Origin of the sequence: Pseudomonas sp. MWU12-2037 (assembly GCF_023242345.1) — a bacterium.
Taxonomy (GTDB): Bacteria; Pseudomonadota; Gammaproteobacteria; order Pseudomonadales; family Pseudomonadaceae; genus Aquipseudomonas; species Aquipseudomonas gingeri_D.
Map to the genome: position 1 here is coordinate 1 of NZ_JALLIZ010000019.1, position 20214 is coordinate 20214.

Annotated in this window: 19 protein-coding genes and 1 pseudogene; 2 read left to right on the top strand and 18 right to left on the bottom strand. The window is 58.4% G+C overall.

Annotated features, from left to right (window positions below; genetic code table 11):
* Both M5B42_RS25810 and M5B42_RS25815 read left to right on the top strand, forming a co-directional pair.
* Positions 1-1468 (top strand): hypothetical protein (locus M5B42_RS25810; RefSeq protein WP_248747418.1); only part of this gene is annotated, 1468 nt, incomplete at its 5' end.
* Between the two features lie 203 nt (positions 1469-1671).
* Positions 1672-1977, top strand: a complete 306-nt coding sequence (locus tag M5B42_RS25815; RefSeq protein ID WP_248747419.1) for a hypothetical protein — start codon at positions 1672-1674, stop codon at positions 1975-1977.
* A gap of 90 nt (positions 1978-2067) precedes the next feature.
* Here M5B42_RS25815 and M5B42_RS25820 read toward each other — a convergent pair whose 3' ends face one another.
* The 18 genes and pseudogenes from M5B42_RS25820 to mnmG form a co-directional block, all read right to left on the bottom strand.
* Positions 2068-3417 (bottom strand): IS110 family transposase, encoded by a 1350-nt coding sequence (locus tag M5B42_RS25820; protein WP_248747420.1) that lies wholly within the window; start codon positions 3415-3417, stop codon positions 2068-2070.
* Positions 3418-3639: 222 nt separating this feature from the next.
* A pseudogene (locus tag M5B42_RS25825) lies at positions 3640-3900 on the bottom strand (transposase); the annotation flags it as partial.
* A 559-nt stretch (positions 3901-4459) separates the two neighbouring features.
* Entirely contained in the window at positions 4460-6295 is a 1836-nt protein-coding gene (glmS, locus tag M5B42_RS25830; RefSeq protein ID WP_152736582.1) for a glutamine--fructose-6-phosphate transaminase (isomerizing), read from the bottom strand.
* Between the two features lie 3 nt (positions 6296-6298).
* Positions 6299-7075, bottom strand: coding sequence for a DeoR family transcriptional regulator (locus M5B42_RS25835; protein WP_103497205.1), 777 nt, complete (start codon positions 7073-7075; stop codon positions 6299-6301).
* 120 nt (positions 7076-7195) lie between these two features.
* Positions 7196-8563 carry a bifunctional UDP-N-acetylglucosamine diphosphorylase/glucosamine-1-phosphate N-acetyltransferase GlmU gene (glmU, locus tag M5B42_RS25840; RefSeq protein WP_248747421.1) on the bottom strand — a complete coding sequence of 456 codons (1368 nt, stop codon included), beginning with the start codon at positions 8561-8563 and terminating at the stop codon, positions 7196-7198.
* Between the two features lie 112 nt (positions 8564-8675).
* On the bottom strand, positions 8676-9101 hold the full coding sequence (locus M5B42_RS25845) for a F0F1 ATP synthase subunit epsilon (RefSeq protein WP_040071848.1): 426 nt from the start codon (positions 9099-9101) through the stop codon (positions 8676-8678).
* 45 nt (positions 9102-9146) lie between these two features.
* Positions 9147-10523, bottom strand: a complete 1377-nt coding sequence (gene atpD, locus M5B42_RS25850) for a F0F1 ATP synthase subunit beta (protein WP_100939907.1) — start codon at positions 10521-10523, stop codon at positions 9147-9149.
* A gap of 27 nt (positions 10524-10550) precedes the next feature.
* Entirely contained in the window at positions 10551-11411 is an 861-nt protein-coding gene (gene atpG, locus M5B42_RS25855; protein ID WP_152736580.1) for a F0F1 ATP synthase subunit gamma, read from the bottom strand.
* A 50-nt stretch (positions 11412-11461) separates the two neighbouring features.
* The gene (gene atpA / locus M5B42_RS25860) at positions 11462-13006 is read right to left on the bottom strand and encodes a F0F1 ATP synthase subunit alpha (protein ID WP_100939909.1); all 1545 of its coding nucleotides are present in this window, start codon (positions 13004-13006) and stop codon (positions 11462-11464) included.
* Between the two features lie 21 nt (positions 13007-13027).
* Positions 13028-13564, bottom strand: coding sequence for a F0F1 ATP synthase subunit delta (locus M5B42_RS25865; RefSeq protein WP_103497159.1), 537 nt, complete (start codon positions 13562-13564; stop codon positions 13028-13030).
* Positions 13565-13576: 12 nt separating this feature from the next.
* The gene (locus M5B42_RS25870) at positions 13577-14047 is read right to left on the bottom strand and encodes a F0F1 ATP synthase subunit B (protein ID WP_103497160.1); all 471 of its coding nucleotides are present in this window, start codon (positions 14045-14047) and stop codon (positions 13577-13579) included.
* A 58-nt stretch (positions 14048-14105) separates the two neighbouring features.
* Positions 14106-14363: a F0F1 ATP synthase subunit C gene (atpE, locus tag M5B42_RS25875; RefSeq protein WP_002555987.1), complete on the bottom strand. Its 258-nt coding sequence runs from the start codon at positions 14361-14363 to the stop codon at positions 14106-14108.
* Positions 14364-14496: 133 nt separating this feature from the next.
* Positions 14497-15369 carry a F0F1 ATP synthase subunit A gene (gene atpB, locus M5B42_RS25880; protein WP_103497161.1) on the bottom strand — a complete coding sequence of 291 codons (873 nt, stop codon included), beginning with the start codon at positions 15367-15369 and terminating at the stop codon, positions 14497-14499.
* A gap of 16 nt (positions 15370-15385) precedes the next feature.
* Complete coding sequence (locus M5B42_RS25885) at positions 15386-15793, bottom strand: F0F1 ATP synthase subunit I (RefSeq protein WP_103497162.1); 408 nt, start codon at positions 15791-15793, stop codon at positions 15386-15388.
* Between the two features lie 157 nt (positions 15794-15950).
* Positions 15951-16823 (bottom strand): ParB/RepB/Spo0J family partition protein, encoded by an 873-nt coding sequence (locus tag M5B42_RS25890; protein WP_103497163.1) that lies wholly within the window; start codon positions 16821-16823, stop codon positions 15951-15953.
* Positions 16824-16832: 9 nt separating this feature from the next.
* Complete coding sequence (locus M5B42_RS25895; RefSeq protein ID WP_248747422.1) at positions 16833-17627, bottom strand: ParA family protein; 795 nt, start codon at positions 17625-17627, stop codon at positions 16833-16835.
* Between the two features lie 18 nt (positions 17628-17645).
* Positions 17646-18290, bottom strand: a complete 645-nt coding sequence (gene rsmG / locus M5B42_RS25900; RefSeq protein ID WP_103497165.1) for a 16S rRNA (guanine(527)-N(7))-methyltransferase RsmG — start codon at positions 18288-18290, stop codon at positions 17646-17648.
* On the bottom strand, positions 18287-20179 hold the full coding sequence (gene mnmG / locus M5B42_RS25905; RefSeq protein ID WP_100939917.1) for a tRNA uridine-5-carboxymethylaminomethyl(34) synthesis enzyme MnmG: 1893 nt from the start codon (positions 20177-20179) through the stop codon (positions 18287-18289). Before mnmG ends, rsmG begins: the two co-directional genes overlap by 4 nt.
* Between the last annotated feature and the right edge of the window lie 35 nt (positions 20180-20214).

Below are 20214 nucleotides of genomic sequence, written 5' to 3' on the forward strand. Positions count from 1 at the left end.
ACGATCCCCATCTGACCGACATGAACCAATACGCGAGGCAAGAATGTCTGAATATCACGATAGAGAAGTACTCAATGCCGGTACGATGGGTACTTATCGGGTTCACTCACTGTTTACCAAGATCACCTGCGATGGCGACTTAGAGCCAGAATTTGGCGATCCCTTCCCCGGTGCAGTCGCGCTGCACGCTCACGAATACACCCATTACCTTCACAATTTATCGACCCTTGCTGGCCTCCAATCAATGCAGGCCTGCTTTTTATTGATGGTGCCGTTCATCAGGCACACGAACGAACTAGGCTTTTTCACAGCTCCAGAGAATCATGAATTGGATGACACCGTAGCATTTGCGTTCAAGATGATGAACGATGCTCGCGGCTCCATCGAAGGAAGGCCTCGGGAAAAAGGGTTTGAATGGCCCAAGATTACTGAGTGGGTGTTCAGCGAGCTGCAACCTGAGCAAATAGATGTTTCCCACGCCTCCGAAAATTTAGGAGCTCTGGGCACCTACTACTCGGCAGCGGAAGCCAAAACCCAAAACGGAGAATCCATTGAATTCACTCTCCGCCCAGGGCTGGACTTCATTTCCGAGGGGGTAGCCTATGAGGTAGAACGAGAGCAGCGCCGGCTTGCAGGAGGAGCTGAGCATCAGTTGGACGTCGAAACACCAAGCTTTCCATACCTGGCATATCGCCCTTTTATTGAGCACCTGATCGGGAGAAGCACGACCCCAGCAGAGAGAATCTTAATCGGAAATCTCAGCCTCCTAATCGGCAATCCCTCTACTGCTCTGTGGCATCTCAGCAATGCGATCAAGCAAGATGAGGCGCGCGGAGACAACTCCCCTCTAGAGTTTAAAAAAGTAGAAAAGTACATACTCAACGAGTTCAGAAGACAAAGCTTTGGAACAGAGCAGTTTCACACTGTTCTACTACACCAGATCACAGAAGGATCCAGCGAACTCTCCAGAGGGATGGAAATCTACACCAAGCTCATCGATAAGGCCCTGACGCTTCGAGGTGATTTTCCGTCAATAGAGCTCGTATTCTTGAAAGAAAAGCTCACGGGAGAAGAATTCAAGAGGACGATTGCAAACATGCTTGAACATCTCGTCCTTCAGGAAAAGGCAGGTCAGGAGGCCACATTGCAATGGATCGGCGCTCCTGGAAGCATTGTGAGTCTGGCAGACTCAGAATTTGAAAAGCTGACCGTACTACAATCAAGCATCCACTATCTTCAGCAGCACTTCACCACCAGCGGTCTGGCCAATACAGCAGAGCTAAAAGAGACCGCATGTCCTTTCTATGGCGCATGCCCGATAGAAAGGGAATATGGGAACCCTCCGGACTGTCAGAGCAAGCCGTGGCTGGTTTCAATCACACCGGATAGATCGAAGGTTTGCTGGTATGAAGCCGGCCGACTGTCCTTAAGGCTGGACCCAAGCGTGCCGCGTACTGGTCATGCCTGAGTCGGCAATTCAGTTTGCCACGGACTGCTTGGGGGCCGCAGCGCAGCTGCGTTGCATCAATTCCCAAATGTCACAACACGCCTATGCGCGCGCGGAGATAATTCAGTCATTGGAAAACAGCACCAAACAGCGATTTCCTCCAACTATTACGACGGGGAGGGCCGTCGCAATGGTTCAGTGAGTACCTGGCAACGTCGGGATTGGTGCTGACAATTCTGCTGTGCGATAAATATCACAAAGCAAAAGTGCCTCAGGTGGTTGCCGCGTATGTTGTCGCAGCCTACTGGTTCACTTCCTCTACGAGCTTTGCGAATCCGGCGGTGACGATTGCTCGCGGGTTCACCGATACGTTCTCGGGGATACGGATATCAGACGTACCGCCATTCATCAGTGCGCAGTTTTTCGGTGGGCTGACGGCGCTGTTCCTAGCGAAGGTTTTTGGGGGCAAAGAGGTTGCCGTGGATGTCCAGCAGCCAAGCCTGCACGAGCAGAAGCTTCCTATACAGTGATCGAACCTCGCTTCGATTCGCGGATGCGGTGAAGCTTTTCAAAGTGGTGATGTACGAATCTGGCGCGATATTCTGAAGGACTGGGCCTTCCTAAGAAACACCCTCCGCCGGTTGCAGCGTGAAGCCAAACTCGGCCGCGCGTCGGTGTAGACCTTTTACTACTCGCTCCCGATATTTTTGCTCATAGTGATCGGCTCCAGGGTCTTGATAATTCATGCCGAAACGCATGGCGTTGTAGAACAGGATCGCGATCTTTCGAGCGGTAGCCGTGACCGCCTTGGCTTTGCCGATTCGCGCCGCGAGCCGCCGATAAAACGCCCCCAATGCGGTATTGGTTCTGCCGACCGTCACTGCGGCTAAGCGCAGATGGGCGGTCACTCGATTTTTGGTCTTGCGGGTATGGGCCGAAAGTACCTTGCCGCCACTGATGCGACAGCCGGGTGCAAGGGTGAGCCAGGAAGTGAAATGGTGACAAGTCCGCCATCGACTCAGATCCGTGCCACACTCGGCGACCAGCCGAAGAGCCAGGTAGGGGCCGATGCCGTGGATCTGGGTCAGATCAACACCTACCAGTTGATAGAGCAAGGTACGTACATCGAAATTGAGCGCGTTGGGTTGCCGAGTGTTATGCCGTGGTTTTGGCAGCGGCTCAGCGGGCAATGTCTTTTCCTGCGAGAGCTTAATCAACGTTTGTGCAATCTGCTGGTCGCAAACCAGTAGCTGCGCTTGATAAGCGTCATACATGGACAGCGCCTGCGTCAAAGCGAAAACGTGCTCGGGCTGGTAGTTGCCGACCAGCGACGCCTCAATCACATCAATACCCGCCTTACAGCGCTTGTCACTCAGCGCCGCTAACGAGGAGGGGCTGCGCTCGCCTGCGACGATGGCACGGATTATCCGCATCCCTGACAAGCCGGTGATATCGGCCACGACGTGATGCAATTGCAGGTTCATGTGCGCGAGAGCTTTCTGCATGTGCTGAATATGCGCCGCGGCATAATCGAGATGACGCTCCCGCAGCCGCAAATAGCTGCGCAAAGCCGAAATCTCACGATCTGGGTGAAAGCTGGCACGAAGCAGCCCACAGGCATGGAGTCGTTGAATCCACTGTGCATCATTCACATCGGTTTTACGTCCTGGCACCGCACGGGCATCACGCGCATTGGCGAGTACGACCTGAAGGCCGTGCGCTTCCAGTATTTCGTAAACCGGAATCCAGTAAACGCCTGTCGATTCCATCGCGACCGTCGTGATCCCGAGACTGACCAGCCAGTTGGCCATGCGCTCGAGATCGGCAGTGAAGGCCTGGAAGGTTTGAACGGATTCTTTGGCCAGTTCTGCAGGAACGGCCACCACATGAAAGCGTGAGCCAATATCAATGCCGGCTGCGTGATCATGAATAACCGGTAACCCACGCTGCTTCAGATCATGCCTTTTCATGAGCACCTCCAGTCAAGTTGAACTGGACGGGGACTCGGATCAAATCACCTTCCTAAACGGGGTCACGGAACGTGCCACCACTAACGGGTCCGCAGCTTCCCCTGGGTCAAGTTTTTTGACGGGGACTTAGCCTCCAAAAAGCCAGCGACCACTGTCCAGAGAGATCAGTGTAGCCCGTAGTGTTTCTAGTCCAATGGGCCACGGAGCACCGGGGAGGCGGTTTTTTAGGATCGATTTCTCTCGTTCAAGGCGAGCGATCCGAGCTTCCAATTCCTGGATTTTTTGCTGCTCTGGAGTCAGCGCCTTGCTTTGCGGAGTGATGCCGGTGCGTTCCTGTTGAAGCTGGCCGACCCAACGGCGCAGTACTGATTCACCAACGCCGAGCGAGCGGCTAGCCTCGATGAAACTGTAGTTTTGCTTGAGCACGAGGTCGGCGGCCTCGCGTTTGAATTCAGCGGAAAAGGTACGGCGTTGTTTGGTCATCTGACACCTCGATCTGGCGGGTATTCTCGCCTAAATGGGTGTCCGGGGTTAGTAGACCACTACAGATAGTGGTATTCCGCATTCGAAAGCAAGTGGTGAGCTCGATGGACTTTCACTCCAGGAACAATGTGGGAGGTTCCACGCGATGGAAACGCCCGTACCTTGATCCACGGAACGTAATCCTCTCTGACCCCTTGGCCATCACCCGCGGCTATCCGTTTATCTACCTTTTCCTGTGTAACAACCTTCGAGCGCAATAGCTTGCGAGGTGACGATTGAACCTGGCTCATCTGGCTAACCGAACTACCTAAATTACGTGGCAGCGCCCCGGGAGGAGCATTGCTATAGGGAAGGGATCCCACGCTCTCGAGTCGCAGCAATGGGCATCGAGAATCACAACCTCAAAAACAGATTGTGAACCTTATTAAAAATTGCGGCCGTTGCCCAGACGAAAGGAGACGACCGCTTCTGTGACAACCTTTATTTCGCTGTGACAAGGTTTATTTACTTGTGACAACCTTTATTTATTGCAGACAACAGAACAGCCAAACCCGCAGCCTTACTCCACCGTCACCGACTTCGCCAGGTTACGCGGCTGGTCGACGTCCGTGCCCTTGAGCACCGCCACGTAGTACGACAGCAGTTGCAGCGGGATGGTGTAGAGGATCGGCGCCAGGGTGTCGTGGATATGCGGCATGGTGATGACATGAGTGCCTTCACCATTGACCATCCCGGCGTGTTCGTCGGCGAAAACGATCAGTTGACCACCGCGGGCGCGCACTTCCTGCAGGTTGGATTTGAGCTTCTCCAACAATTCGTTGTTCGGCGCCACGGTCACGATCGGCATGTCGTTGTCCACCAGGGCCAACGGACCGTGCTTCAGCTCACCCGCCGGATAGGCTTCGGCGTGGATATAGGAGATCTCCTTGAGCTTGAGCGAACCTTCCATCGCCACCGGGTACTGTGCGCCACGGCCGAGAAACAGGGTGTGGTGCTTGTCGGCGAACAGCTCGGCGATTTTCTCGACCTTGGTGTCCATGGCCAGGGTCTCGCCCAGGCGAGTCGGCAGGCGACGCAGCTCTTCCACCAGTTCGGCTTCGACAGCCGGTGCCAAGGTGCCACGGACCTGGCCCAGGGCCATGGTCAGCAGCAACAGGCTCACCAGTTGGGTGGTGAAGGCCTTGGTCGAAGCCACGCCGATTTCACGACCGGCCTGGGTCAACAGGGTCAGGTCCGATTCGCGCACCAGCGAGCTGATGCTGACGTTGCAGATCGCCAGGCTGCCGAGGAAGCCCAGCTCCTTGGCATTGCGCAGGGCCGCCAGGGTGTCGGCGGTTTCACCGGACTGGGAGATGGCGACGAACAAGGTGTCCGGCTGCACCACCACCTTGCGGTAGCGGAACTCACTGGCGACTTCGACCTGGCACGGGATACCCGCCAGACCTTCGAGCCAGTACCGCGCAACCATGCCGGCGTGATAGCTGGTGCCGCAGGCAACGATCTGCACATTGCGCACTTTGGCGAACAACTCCGCCGCCTGCGGGCCGAACGCCTGTACCAGGACCTGGTTCGGGCCGAGACGGTTTTCCAGGGTGCGCTGGACCACGGTCGGTTGTTCGTGGATTTCCTTGAGCATGAAGTGGCGGAACGCGCCCTTCTCGGCCGCTTCCGCGCCATCGCGGTACTGCACGGCTTCGCGCTCGACCTGACGACCATCAATGTCCCAGATCTGCACGCTGTCGCGGTGGATCTCGGCGATATCGCCCTCTTCCAGGTACATGAAACGATCAGTGACCTGACGCAACGCCAACTGGTCGGAGGCGAGGAAGTTTTCCCCCAGGCCCAGGCCGATCACCAATGGGCTGCCACTGCGGGCGGCCAGCAGGCGATCCGGTTGCTGCGCGTTGATCACCGCCAGGCCGTAGGCACCATGCAGTTCCTTGACCGTGGCTTTCAGGGCCTTGGTCAGGTCACCCAGGTCCTTGAACTTGTGGTTCAGCAGGTGGGCGATGACTTCGGTGTCGGTTTCCGAGGTAAAGACGTAACCCAGGCCCTTGAGCTGTTCACGCAAGGCTTCGTGGTTCTCGATGATGCCGTTGTGTACCACGGCAATATCGGAGCCGGAGAAATGCGGGTGGGCATTGTGTTCGCACGGCGCGCCATGGGTTGCCCAGCGGGTGTGGGCAATCCCCAGGCGACCGGCCAGGGGAGCGCCGGCCAGGGCCTGTTCCAACTCGCTGACCTTACCGGTGCGACGGGTGCGCTCCAGCGTGCCGTTATGGCTGAAAACGGCGACACCGGCGCTGTCGTAGCCGCGGTATTCCAGACGCTTCAGGCCTTCGACCAGGATGGCCGTGATATTACGTTCAGCAACTGCACCGACAATTCCACACATGCTCTATTTCTCCTGGCTGGCAACCGCGCAAATGACAGTGATGCCACGGGCCTGAATCTGTTCGCGTACCTCTTTGGGCAAACGATCATCGGTAATAAGGGTATGGATACTGCTCCAGGGCAGCTCCAGGTTGGGAATCTTACGGCCGATCTTGTCAGACTCGACCATCACCACCACTTCCCGGGCGACTTCCGCCATCACCCGGCTCAACCCCAGCAGTTCATGGAAGGTGGTGGTGCCACGCTCCAGATCGATGCCGTCGGCGCCGATGAACAGTTGGTCGAAGTCGTAGGAGCGCAGGACGCGCTCGGCGACCTGGCCCTGGAAAGACTCGGAATGCGGGTCCCAGGTGCCGCCGGTCATCAGCAGCACCGGCTCGTGCTCCAGTTCACTGAGGGCACGGGCGACATGCAGGGAATTGGTCATCACCACCAGGCCAGGCTGCTGGCCCAGCTGCGGGAGCATCGCGGCGGTGGTGCTGCCGCTGTCGATAATGATACGCGCGTGCTCACGGATACGTCCCACGGCAGTTCGGGCAATTGCCTGCTTGTAGCGGGAAATCGCCTGGGCCGGGTCGCTGAACAGTTCGTGGGGAATGGTGATTGCGCCGCCATAGCGGCGCATCAACAGGCCGTGGCTTTCCAGGGCCGCGAGGTCCTTGCGAATCGTCACCTCGGAGGTTTCGAAGCGCCTGGCCAATTCATCCACACTGACTTCGCCTTGGTCATTGAGCATGGCCAGGATATTGTGGCGACGTTGAGGAGTGTTGCGTTTCGATATGGTCACTTAAGTTTCGATTCGAAAGATAATATGGGCAATAAGACCTTCGAATCGAAACTTAGTCAAGTGAAATGATCATTGCCTATGGGTAAATCAACCTGCGCCGGCGCTGTGGATAACTCAGGGCTTGTTGATCTTCACCGGACGCTTCCAGCCATCGATATTGCGCTGGCGGGCACGGGCCACGCCCAACTGCCCTTCACCGACATTCTGGTTGATGGTCGACCCCGCCGCCGTGCTCGCGCCGGAAGAGATATCCACAGGCGCCACCAACGAGTTGTTGGAACCAATGAAGACGTCCTCGCCCAATACCGTCTTGTGCTTGTTGACCCCGTCATAGTTACAGGTGATGGTGCCGGCGCCGATATTGGTCCGCGCACCGACTTCGGCATCGCCGAGGTAGGTCAGGTGCCCGCACTTGGCGTCTTCACCTAGGTGCGCATTCTTCAGTTCGACAAAGTTACCCACATGGGCCCGGGCGTCGAGCACGCTCCCCGGACGCAGGCGCGCGAACGGACCGGCATCGCTGCCCTCGCCCATGATCGCACCGTCGATATGGCTGTTGGCCTTGATGGTCACGCCCTTACGCAGGGTGCTGTTCCTGATCACGCAGTTCGGGCCGATAACCACGTCGTCCTCGATCACCACCCGCCCTTCGAGAATCACGTTGATATCGATCAGCACATCACGCCCGACCGTCACCTCGCCGCGCACATCGAAGCGCGCCGGATCGCGCAGGGTCACGCCCTGGGCCATCAGCCGCCGACCCGCGCGCAGCTGGTAGTTACGTTCCAACTCGGCCAACTGCTGGCGGTCGTTGGCGCCCTGCACTTCCATCGCATCCTGGGGTTGCTCGGTGGCGACTGCCAGGCCATCACCCACCGCCATGGCAATCACATCGGTCAGGTAGTACTCGCCCTGGGCATTGTTGTTCGACAGGCGGCTCATCCACTCACCCAGACGCTTGGCCGGCACGGCGAGAATCCCGGTGTTGCCTTCGGTGATGGTCAGTTCCGCCGCGCTGGCGTCCTTCTGCTCGACGATGGCGGCGACCTTGCCGGCGGCATCGCGCACGATCCGGCCATAACCGGTCGGGTTGTCCAGCTCGACCGTCAACAGCCCAAGCTGCTCGGGACCGGCCTGTTCCAGCAGACGGCGCAAGGTCTCGACTTCGATCAAGGGCACGTCACCGTAGAGGATCAGCACAGTGTCGGCGCTGATAAACGGCACCGCCTGGGCCACGGCATGGCCGGTGCCAAGCTGCTGGTCCTGGAGGACAAAATTCAGGTCATCGGCGGCCAGGCGCTCGCGCACCAGGTCGGCGCCATGGCCGATCACCACATGGATACGCTGTGGATCAAGTTGTCGGGCGCTGTGGATAACATGTCCCAACATCGAATTGCCCGCGACCGGGTGCAGCACTTTAGGCAGCGAAGAGCGCATACGGGTGCCCTGACCCGCGGCAAGGATAACGATTTCGAGAGACATGACTGGCTACCAATCCTGGGTGGTCAGCGACTGTGACCACGTGATAAACGCGGAAAAGAAAAAAGGGTAGCCGAGGCTACCCTTTTTAATCAATCACACAACAAGCCCTGGCTTAACCGCCGAACTTCTTGCGGATCTGCTGGACGGTGCGCAGCTGAGCTGACGCCTCGGCCAGACGTGCGGCGGCGGAACCGTAATCGAACTCCGCGCCACGTTCATGCAGGGCCTTCTCGGCAGCCTTGACGGCTTCCTGAGCGGAGGCTTCATCCAGGTCGGCAGCGCGTTGCACGGTATCGGCAAGCACCTTGACCATGTTCGGCTGAACCTCGAGGAAACCACCGGAGATGTAGAACACCTCGGCTTCCCCGCCTTGCTTGATCAGGCGGATCGGACCCGGTTTCAGATTAGTGATCAGCGGCGCGTGACCCAAGGCGATACCAAGATCACCCAGTGCACCGTGCGCAATCACCATCTCGACCAGGCCGGAGAAGATCTCCCCTTCCGCACTGACGATATCGCAATGGACTGTCATAGCCATCTGATTGCCTCAACCTAAATTAGCGCCCGTTGCCGGGCGCCGGGATTACAGTTTCTTGGCTTTCTCGATCGCTTCTTCGATGCCGCCAACCATGTAGAACGCTTGTTCTGGCAGGTGGTCGTAGTCACCGTTGAGGATGCCTTTGAAGCCAGCAATGGTGTCTTTCAGGGAAACGTATTTACCCGAGGCACCGGTGAAGACTTCAGCCACGAAGAACGGCTGCGACAGGAAGCGCTGGATCTTACGAGCGCGGGATACCAACTGCTTGTCGGTCTCCGACAGCTCGTCCATACCCAGGATCGCGATGATGTCTTTCAGCTCTTTGTAACGCTGCAGCACGTACTGAACGCCGCGAGCGGTTTCGTAGTGCTCGTTGCCGATCACGTTCGGGTCCAGCTGGCGCGAAGTCGAGTCCAGAGGATCGACCGCTGGGTAGATACCCAGGGAGGCGATGTCACGGGACAGTACGACGGTGGCGTCCAAGTGGGCGAAGGTGGTCGCCGGCGACGGGTCGGTCAAGTCATCCGCGGGAACGTAGACGGCCTGGATCGAGGTAATCGAACCGTTCTTGGTCGAAGTGATGCGCTCTTGCAGCACGCCCATCTCTTCAGCCAGGGTCGGCTGGTAACCTACTGCCGAAGGCATACGGCCCAGCAGTGCGGATACTTCGGTACCGGCCAGGGTGTAACGGTAGATGTTGTCGACGAACAGCAGAACGTCGTTACCTTCGTCACGGAACTTCTCGGCCATGGTCAGGCCGGTCAGGGCGACGCGCAGACGGTTGCCCGGCGGCTCGTTCATCTGACCGTAAACCAGTGCCACTTTGTCCAGAACGTTGGAGTCCTTCATCTCGTGGTAGAAGTCGTTACCCTCACGGGTACGCTCACCCACACCGGCGAACACGGAATAACCGCTGTGCTCGATGGCGATGTTACGGATCAGTTCCATCATGTTTACGGTCTTGCCGACACCGGCACCACCGAACAGACCGACTTTACCGCCCTTGGCGAACGGGCAAACCAGGTCGATAACCTTGATGCCGGTTTCCAGCAGGTCGTTGCCGCCTGCTTGTTCCGCGAAGGAAGGCGCAGGACGGTGAATGCCCCAGCGCTCTTCGGTATCGATCGGGCCAGCTTCGTCGATCGGGTTGCCGAGGACGTCCATGATCCGGCCCAGGGTCGCTTTACCGACCGGTACGGAGATGGCAGCGCCAGAGTCGACAACGTCCAGACCGCGCTTCAAGCCTTCGGTGGAACCCATCGCAATGGTACGCACCACGCCGTCGCCCAGCTGCTGCTGGACTTCCAGGGTGGTTTCCGCGCCTTGTACTTTCAGCGCGTTGTAGATGCTCGGTACGCTGTCGCGTGGAAATTCCACGTCGATAACGGCGCCGATGATTTGAACGATACGTCCGCTACTCATAGCTGGATCCTCTGAATATTTGAACCGTTAAACCGCGGCAGCGCCGCCGACGATTTCCGAGATCTCTTGGGTGATCGCAGCCTGACGCGCCTTGTTGTAGATCAGCTGCAAATCGCTGATCAAATCACCGGCGTTGTCGGTAGCGTTCTTCATCGCGATCATCCGCGCCGCTTGTTCAGCCGCGTTGTTCTCGACCACCGCCTGGTAGACCTGCGACTCCACGTAACGCACCATCAGGCCGTCAAGCAGCTCTTTGGCGTCCGGTTCGTAGAGATAGTCCCAGTGGTGCTTGAGTTCTTGATCCGGGGTCGCCACCAGAGGAATCAACTGCTCCACTGTAGGCTGCTGGGTCATGGTGTTGATGAACTTGTTGGACACCACGGACAGGCGGTCAATACGGCCGTCCAGGTAGGCATCCAGCATCACCTTGACGCTGCCGATCAGATCGTTGATCGACGGCTCTTCACCCAGGTGGCTGATAGCGGCGACGACGTTACCGCCGAAGTTGCGGAAGAATGCCGCACCCTTGCTACCGACCACACACAGATCAATCTCGACGCCGTTTTCGCGGTTTACCGCCATGTCCTTGACCAGGGCCTTGAACAGGTTGGTGTTCAAGCCGCCGCACAGACCACGGTCACTGCTCACCACGACATAGCCGACGCGCTTGACGGCGCGGTCGACCATGAACGGGTGGCGGTATTCCGGGTTGGCGTTGGCCAGATGCCCAATTACCTGGCGGATACGCTCCGCATAAGGACGGCTAGCAGCCATGCGCATTTGTGCCTTGCGCATTTTGCTGACCGCCACTTTTTCCATGGCGCTGGTAATCTTTTGCGTGCTTTTGATGCTCGCAATCTTACTGCGAATCTCTTTTGCGCCTGCCATGTAACACCTATCAGGTTAGCAAGCGGGAGCCTTGCGGCTCCCGCTGCGGCTTACCAGGTTTGGGTGGCCTTGAACTTCTCGATACCAGCCTTCAGGCCAGCGTCGATCTCGTCATTGAAGTCACCCTTCACGTTGATCTTGGCCAACAAGTCGGCATGATCGCGGTTGAAGTAAGCAATCAGCGCTTGTTCGAAGCTACCGACCTTGGCGATTTCGACGTCAGTCAGGAACCCACGCTCAGCGGCATACAGCGACAGCGACATGTCGGCAATCGACATTGGCGCGTATTGCTTCTGCTTCATCAGCTCGGTAACGCGCTGACCGTGTTCAAGTTGCTTGCGGGTCGCTTCGTCCAGGTCAGAAGCGAACTGGGCGAATGCCGCCAGTTCACGGTACTGAGCCAGGGCGGTACGGATACCACCGGACAGCTTCTTGATGATCTTGGTCTGAGCGGCACCACCTACGCGGGATACCGAAACACCGGCGTTCACAGCAGGACGGATCCCGGAGTTGAACATGGCCGATTCCAGGAAGATCTGACCGTCGGTGATGGAAATCACGTTGGTCGGAACGAACGCGGAAACGTCGCCAGCCTGGGTTTCGATGATCGGCAGCGCGGTCAGGGAACCGGTCTTGCCAGTCACTGCGCCCTTGGTGAACTTCTCTACGTACTCTTCCGAAACGCGGGATGCGCGCTCCAGCAGACGGGAGTGGAGATAGAACACGTCGCCTGGGTAGGCTTCACGGCCTGGTGGACGGCGCAGCAGCAGGGAAATCTGGCGGTAGGCCACTGCTTGCTTGGACAGATCGTCATAAACGATCAGCGCGTCTTCACCGCGGTCGCGGAAGTATTCGCCCATGGTGCAACCGGAGTACGGTGCCAGGAACTGCAGCGCAGGAGATTCCGAAGCACTGGCCGCCACGATGATCGTGTTGGCCAGGGCGCCGTTTTCTTCCAGCTTGCGAACCACGTTGGCGATGGTCGATTGTTTCTGACCGATAGCCACGTAGACGCAGAAAATGCCGCTGTCTTTCTGGTTGATGATCGCGTCGATCGCCAGAGCGGTTTTACCGATCTGACGGTCACCGATGATCAGCTCACGCTGGCCACGGCCGACCGGGATCATGGCATCGACAGCCTTGTAGCCAGTCTGTACAGGCTGGTCTACCGACTTACGCCAGATCACGCCTGGAGCAACTTTCTCGACCGCGTCGGTCTCGGTGTTGTTCAGCGGACCTTTGCCATCAACTGGGTTACCCAGTGCGTCGACAACGCGACCCAGCAGTTCCTTACCGACCGGAACTTCGAGGATGCGGCCGGTGCACTTGGCGCTCATGCCTTCAGCCAGACTGGTGTAAGCGCCCAGTACCACGGCACCTACGGAGTCTTGCTCGAGGTTGAGGGCCATACCGTAGACGCCGCCCGGAAACTCGATCATCTCGCCGTACATGACGTCGGCCAGACCGTGAATCCGCACGATACCGTCAGACACGCTGACGACAGTGCCTTCGTTACGGGCTTGGGAGGTCACATCGAGCTTGTCGATGCGGCCCTTGATAATTTCACTTATTTCGGAAGGATTGAGTTGCTGCATTGCTCTGCTGCCCCTTCAAACTCAAGATTTCAATGCTTCGGCCAGGTTCGCGAGTTTGCCGCGAACCGAGCCATCGATAACCAGGTCGCCGGCGCGGATCACGACGCCACCAATCAGGGCGGCGTCCTCCGCAACTTGCAGGCGCACTTCCCGATTGAGTCGTGCACTGAGAACCTTGGCGAGTTTGTCTTGCTGTTCTTGGTTCAATGCAAAAGCACTGGTGACTTCCACGTCTACCGATTTCTCTTGTTCGGCCTTGTACAGGTCGAACAGAGCGGCGATCTCCGGCAACAGCAGGAGACGGTCGTTTTCAGCAACGACATGGATGAAATTCTGTGCCTTGACATCGAACTTGTCGCCACACACGTCAATGAACGTGGTGGCCTTTTCTGCGCTCGTCAGTCGCGGGGCCTTGAGCACGCGCTGCATGGTGTCGTCTTCCGACACCGCTGCTGCCAGGCCGAGCATGGCTGACCAATTGGCCAGTTGCTGGTGGGCCTGAGCGTGCTCGAAGGCCGCCTTAGCGTAAGGTCGGGCCAACGTGGTCAGTTCTGCCATGATCGCCCTCGCTTAGATTTCAGTAGCCAGTTGTTTAACCAGCTCTGCGTGCGCGTTTTGATCGATTGTCTGGCCCAGAATCTTCCCAGCACCTTCGACGACCAGGCTACCCAATTGGGTGCGCAGCGCGTCTTTGACACTGTTGAGTTCCTGTTCGATCTCGGCCTGAGCCTGAGCCTTCACACGGTCAGCTTCGACGCGAGCCTGTTCACGGGCCTCGTCGACGATCTGGTTACCGCGTTTCTTGGCTTGCTCAATGATTTCGGCTGCCTGAGCTTTCGCATCGCGCAGTTGATGACCCGCTTTCTCTTGGGCCAACTCCAGGTCGCGAGCTGCTCGGCTGGCAGCGTCCAGTCCATCCGCGATCTTCTTCTGACGTTCGTGCAGTGCCGCAATGACCGGAGGCCACACGAACTTCATGCAAAACAGTACAAAAATGAGGAACGCAACGGACTGGCCAATCAGGGTCGCATTAATGTTCACGCCAACACCTCGCTCGTTCGTTGTCCATCACACCAATCAACTCGAAACATCCGAGTGATCAGCCAGCGAGTTGACCGACGAAGGGGTTCGCGAAGGTGAAGAACAGAGCAATACCGACACCGATCATGGTCACGGCGTCGAGCAGACCGGCAACGATGAACATTTTGACTTGCAGCATTGGGACCATTTCTGGCTGACGCGCGGCGCCTTCCAGGAACTTGCCGCCCAGCAGGCCGAAACCAATTGCGGTACCCAGTGCGCCCAGGCCGATCAACAGTGCAACAGCGATAGCGGTTAGACCAACTACAGTTTCCATCTTTCCTCCCGACTTTTACGTCGTATGGTTTAGGTTTTTTTAATTTAAAGCGGTAAAACAAATCGTTTCGCGGCCCCTTGCGGGGCCACCCCGCGCCGAAGCGCCGGGGACATCAGAGCCGCCGAGACGGCTCTTAATGGTTTTCTTCGTGTGCCATCGACAGGTAGACGATGGTCAGCATCATGAAGATGAACGCCTGCAGGGTGATGATCAGGATGTGGAACACTGCCCACGCCCATTGCAGCACCACGCCCAGGCCGCTGAGCCAGAGCAGGCCGCTGCCGAACATCACGGCGATCAGGATGAACACCAGCTCGCCGGCATACATGTTGCCGAACAGTCGCAGGGCCAGGGAGATCGGCTTGGCGATCAGGGTGACGAATTCCAGCAGGAAGTTCACCGGGATCAGCAGGGCTTGAACGAAGATGTTCTTGCTGCCGAACGGGTGCAGGGTCAGTTCGCCGATGAAACCGCCGAGGCCCTTGATCTTGATGCTGTAGAAAATGATCAGTGCGAAGACCGAGAAGGCCATGCCCAGGGTCGCGTTCGGGTCGGTGGTCGACACGGCGCGGAACGGGATGTGCTCGTCACCGGTGATCAGCATCGCCAGGTGTGGAATCCAGTCGACCGGGATCAGGTCGACGGCGTTCATCAGGAACACCCAGACGAAGATGGTCAGGGCCAGCGGTGCAATCACCGGGCTACGGCCATGGAAGCTGTCCTTCACGCTGCCGTCGACGAACTCGACCAGGACTTCGACGAAGTTCTGCAGGGCGCCGGGTTGACCGGAGGTGGCTTTCTTCGCCGCCATGCGGAAAAGAAGGATGAAGATCAGGCCCAGTGCGACAGACCAGCCCAAAGTATCCAGGTGGAATGCCCAGAAGCCCATGGCCTTGGCCTCTGCTGCGGAATGGGCAAAGCCCCAGCCGCCAGTAGGGAGCTGACCGAAGGTCAGGTTCTGCAGGTGGTGCTGGATATAGCCCGAAGCGGTTGTTTCTGCTGACATGGTTGCCTCAAACGCCCTAAGGTCTCGAAAGTCTTGTTTTCATTAGCACGGGTGCGAACCAGCTGACCGACTGGGTCAGCACGAAGACGCCGAAGACTGCTATCGGCGCCAATGGCTTCACACCTGCGAACGTCAGTGCAAACAGCACTGCCGTCAAAATCAATTTACCCGCCTCGCCGGCATAAAAAGACCGGACGATGGACTGGGCTGCTCGGGCGCCGGAAAACCGAAAGGCCCTGTGAGCAAAATACACATTGGGGAGCAAGGCTATCAGGCCTCCGCAGAGTCCTGAGTATCCGGCAACGACACCGCGCCATTGCCAAAGCGCCACAGCGGCCACCAGCAAAACGACAAACTGGGCCAACAAAACCGGAAATACCGCCAAGCGATGGAACGGCAACCTGTTTGGCCTGCGGGTTTCCATCACTCACGCTCCTCAAGGGTCGGCTGCCAACCATCAATAACTTGGCATAAATTGTGCCGACAAAATGCGCGCAGAGTATAGGGGCGGTTCAGCCCCTATTCAACTGTCGGGTAGTGATTTCCGACTGCTCGCTACATGAGGAAATGTTTCAGCAGATTTAGCGGATATGGGCGAGTACCCCTTGTAGTTCATCCAGGGAGTTATAGCGAATCACCAATTGGCCTTTTCCTTTCTGGCCGTGGCGAATCTGCACCGAAGAGCCCAGCCGCTCTGCCAGGCGCTGTTCCAGGCGACTGATGTCCGGGTCGACCTTGGCGGGCTCGACAGGCTCCTGTTTGCCGCTCAGCCACTGGCGAACCAGTGCCTCGGTTTGGCGCACCGTGAGACCCCGTGCGACAACATGTCGCGCCCCTTCGACCTGCCGGTCATCCGGCAAACCGAGCAAGGCCCGGGCATGACCCATTTCCAGGTCGCCGTGGGACAACATGGTCTTGATCACTTCCGGCAACGCGATCAGGCGCAGCAAGTTAGCCACGGTTACGCGGGACTTGCCCACGGCTTCGGCGACCTGTTGCTGGGTCAGCTGGAACTCCTGCTGCAAGCGCTGCAGGGCCACGGCTTCCTCGATCGGGTTGAGGTCTTCGCGCTGGATGTTCTCGATCAGCGCCATGGCGATGGCGGTTTCGTCTGGCACGTCGCGGACCATGGCCGGAATGGTTTCCTGCCCGGCCTGCTGGCTGGCGCGCCAGCGGCGTTCGCCGGCAATGATTTCAAAGCGACCGCCGCCGACGGGGCGTACCACGATGGGCTGCATCACACCCTGGGCCTTGATCGACTGCGCCAGTTCTTCCAGTGCCTGGGGGTCCATATCGCGGCGCGGCTGGTACTTGCCGCGCTGGATCAGGTCCAGCGGCAGGTGCTGCAACTCCCGTTGATCGGCCTGGACGGCCTGTTCTTCCAGCGAACTGACAGTCGGACCACTCAGCAGTGCATCCAGTCCACGTCCGAGACCTCGTTTCTTGACGGCCATGGGGATTCCTTAAGTTGCCGGGGCTGCGGTGCGTGAAGTACGGCGTTGACGACGAACCATCTCGCCCGCCAGGGCCAGGTAGGCCACGGCGCCACGGGATTGTTTGTCGTATGCCAGCGCTGGCATGCCGTAGCTGGGAGCTTCGGCCAGACGGATGTTGCGCGGGATCACGGTGTCGTACAGCTGATCACCGAAATGCTCCTTGAGCTGTGCCGAAACGTCGTTCATCAAACTCAGACGCGGGTCGTACATGGTCCGCAGCAAGCCTTCGACTTTCAGCTCCGGATTGAGCAACTCGGCGATGCGCTTGATGTTATCCACAAGGTCGCTGAGTCCTTCCAGGGCAAAGTATTCGCACTGCATGGGGATAATTACCCCATCGGCGGCCACCAGCGCATTGAGGGTCAGCATCGACAGCGACGGCGGGCAGTCGATGAGGATGAAGTCGTAATTCTCGCGAATCGGCGCCAGGGCGTTGCGCAGACGGCTTTCCTTCATCTGCATTTCCAGCAGCACCACTTCGGCCGCCGTCAGGTCGCGGTTGGCCGGCAGCAGTTGATAACCGCCGTGCTCGGAGAAGTGCATGGCCTGGGCCAGGTCGCATTCGCCGATCAGCACATCGTAGATGGAGTTTTCCAGGCCGTGCTTATCCACACCGCTACCCATGGTGGCGTTGCCCTGTGGATCGAGGTCGATCAGCAGCACCCGACGCTTGGTGGCGACCAGGGATGCTGCGAGGTTGATGCAGGTGGTGGTCTTGCCCACGCCACCTTTCTGGTTCGCTATCGCGAATACCTTAGCCATTCTTGCTTGTGTTCCCAATCATGCCGTGCGGCGCAGTATCAGCAGATGGCGTTGGCCTTGGCAACCGGGTACGGCCAAGGCGTGTTCGCTATCGAGGTGGAAGTCTGCCGGCAATGCTACCAGCTCATCGGCGGGATGGACGCCCTTCATTGCCAGCCAGCGTGTATCAGCGTCGCCGAGGTGGCGAGTCCAGCCGGTGAAGTTCTCCATGCTGCTGAAGGCCCGGGAAATGATCCCGTTGAACGGCTGCGGCGGCTGGAAGGCTTCGACCCGGCTGTGGATAACTTGCAGGTTATCCAGTTTGAGTTCGAGTTTGACCTGGGTCAGGAAACGGGTTTTCTTGCCGTTGCTGTCCAGGCAGGTCACTTGTGAATCGGGAAACAGGATCGCCAGGGGTATCCCCGGCATCCCGCCGCCGCTGCCGACATCGAGCCAGCGGCCGTTTTCGACGAAGGACATCACGCTCAGGCTGTCGAGCAGATGGCGCGAGACCATTTCGTCAGGATCGCGAACGGCGGTGAGGTTGTAGGCCTGGTTCCATTTGATCAACAGGGCCAGATAACCCAGCAGCAAGGCGTGCTGGGTTTCACTCAACTCGATGCCGAGCTGGCGGGCACCTGTGGATAACTCTTCTGCGTGTTGCGAAGTAACCAACGAACTCAAGCGCTTTGCTCCAACTGACGGCCGGCGCCGCGTTTTTTCAGGTGAATCATCAACAGGGAAATCGCCGCCGGCGTCACACCGGGGATTCGCGAAGCCTGGCCCAGGGTCTCCGGACGGGTTGCGCTGAGCTTGCTCTGGATCTCCTTGGACAGCCCGGAAATACCGGTGTACTCGATATCCACAGGCAGCTTGGTGTCTTCACTGGCGCGCAGACGAGCGATTTCGTCCTGCTGGCGATCGATATAACCGGCGTATTTGGTCTTGATCTCGACCTGCTCGGCGACTTGCGGATCCTCGGCGCCCTGCCCGGTCACGGCGACCAGACCAGCGTAGTCGATTTCCGGACGGCTCAGCAGGTTCAGCAAATTGTATTCGTGGGTCAGCGGCGTGCCGAACTTCTCGGCAATGGCATCGCCCTGCTCGGTGCCCGGGCGGACCCAGGTGCTTTTCAGGCGCTGTTCTTCCAGCTCGATGCTTTCGCGTTTCTTGCAGAAAGCGGCCCAACGCACGTCGTCGACCAGACCCAGCTCGCGACCTTTCTCGGTCAGGCGCAGGTCGGCGTTGTCTTCGCGCAGGATCAGACGGTATTCGGCGCGGGAAGTGAACATCCGATACGGTTCCTGGGTACCGAGGGTAATCAGGTCGTCGACCAGCACACCGATGTACGCCTCGTCGCGACGCGGACACCAGCTGTCCTTGCCCTGGGCGCGCAATGCGGCGTTGGCCCCGGCGAGCAAACCTTGGGCGCCGGCTTCTTCGTAACCGGTGGTGCCGTTGATCTGCCCGGCGAAGAACAGACCGCCGATCACCTTGGTTTCCAGGCTGTACTTCAGGTCACGGGGATCGAAGTAGTCGTATTCGATGGCATAACCGGGACGCACGATATGGGCGTTTTCCATGCCGCGGATCGATTGGACGATCTGCAACTGCACGTCGAACGGCAGGGATGTGGATATCCCGTTCGGGTACAGCTCATGGGTGGTCAGGCCTTCGGGTTCGATAAAGACCTGATGGCTTTCCTTGTCGGCAAAGCGATGGATCTTGTCTTCGATGGACGGGCAATAACGCGGACCGATGCCTTCGATCACCCCGGAATACATCGGCGAACGATCGAGGTTCGCAGCAATGATTTCGTGGGTGCGGGCGTTGGTGTGGGTAATCCAGCAACTGACCTGCCGTGGATGCTGCTCTTTCGAGCCCATGAACGACATCACCGGGATCGGTGTATCCCCAGGTTGTTCGGACATCACCGAGAAATCCACGGAACGACCGTCAATGCGCGGTGGCGTACCGGTTTTCAGGCGGCCGACACGCAATGGCAGTTCCCGCAGACGTTGGGCCAGGGCAATCGACGGTGGGTCGCCGGCACGGCCGCCGGAATAGTTCTGCATGCCGATGTGGATAAGTCCGCCGAGGAAGGTCCCGGTGGTCAAAACCACGGATTCGGCGAAGAAACGCAGGCCCATCTGGGTGACGACACCGCGAACCTGGTCCTGCTCGACGATCAGGTCGTCAGCGGCCTGTTGAAATATCCACAGGTTCGGCTGGTTCTCCAGGATCTCGCGTACAGCCGCTTTGTACAGAACGCGGTCGGCCTGGGCGCGGGTAGCGCGTACGGCTGGGCCTTTGCGGCTGTTCAAGACACGGAACTGGATACCGCCCTTATCGGTGGCGATGGCCATCGCGCCGCCGAGGGCATCGATTTCCTTGACCAGATGGCTTTTGCCAATCCCGCCGATCGCGGGGTTGCAGCTCATGGCACCGAGGGTTTCCACGTTATGCGTCAGCAGCAGGGTTTTTGCCCCCATGCGTGCGGACGCCAGTGCTGCCTCGGTACCGGCATGACCGCCGCCGATGACGATCACTTCAAAACGGGAAGGGAAATCCACCACGCACCTCGTGCCTGCTTCAAGTAGGTAATTAG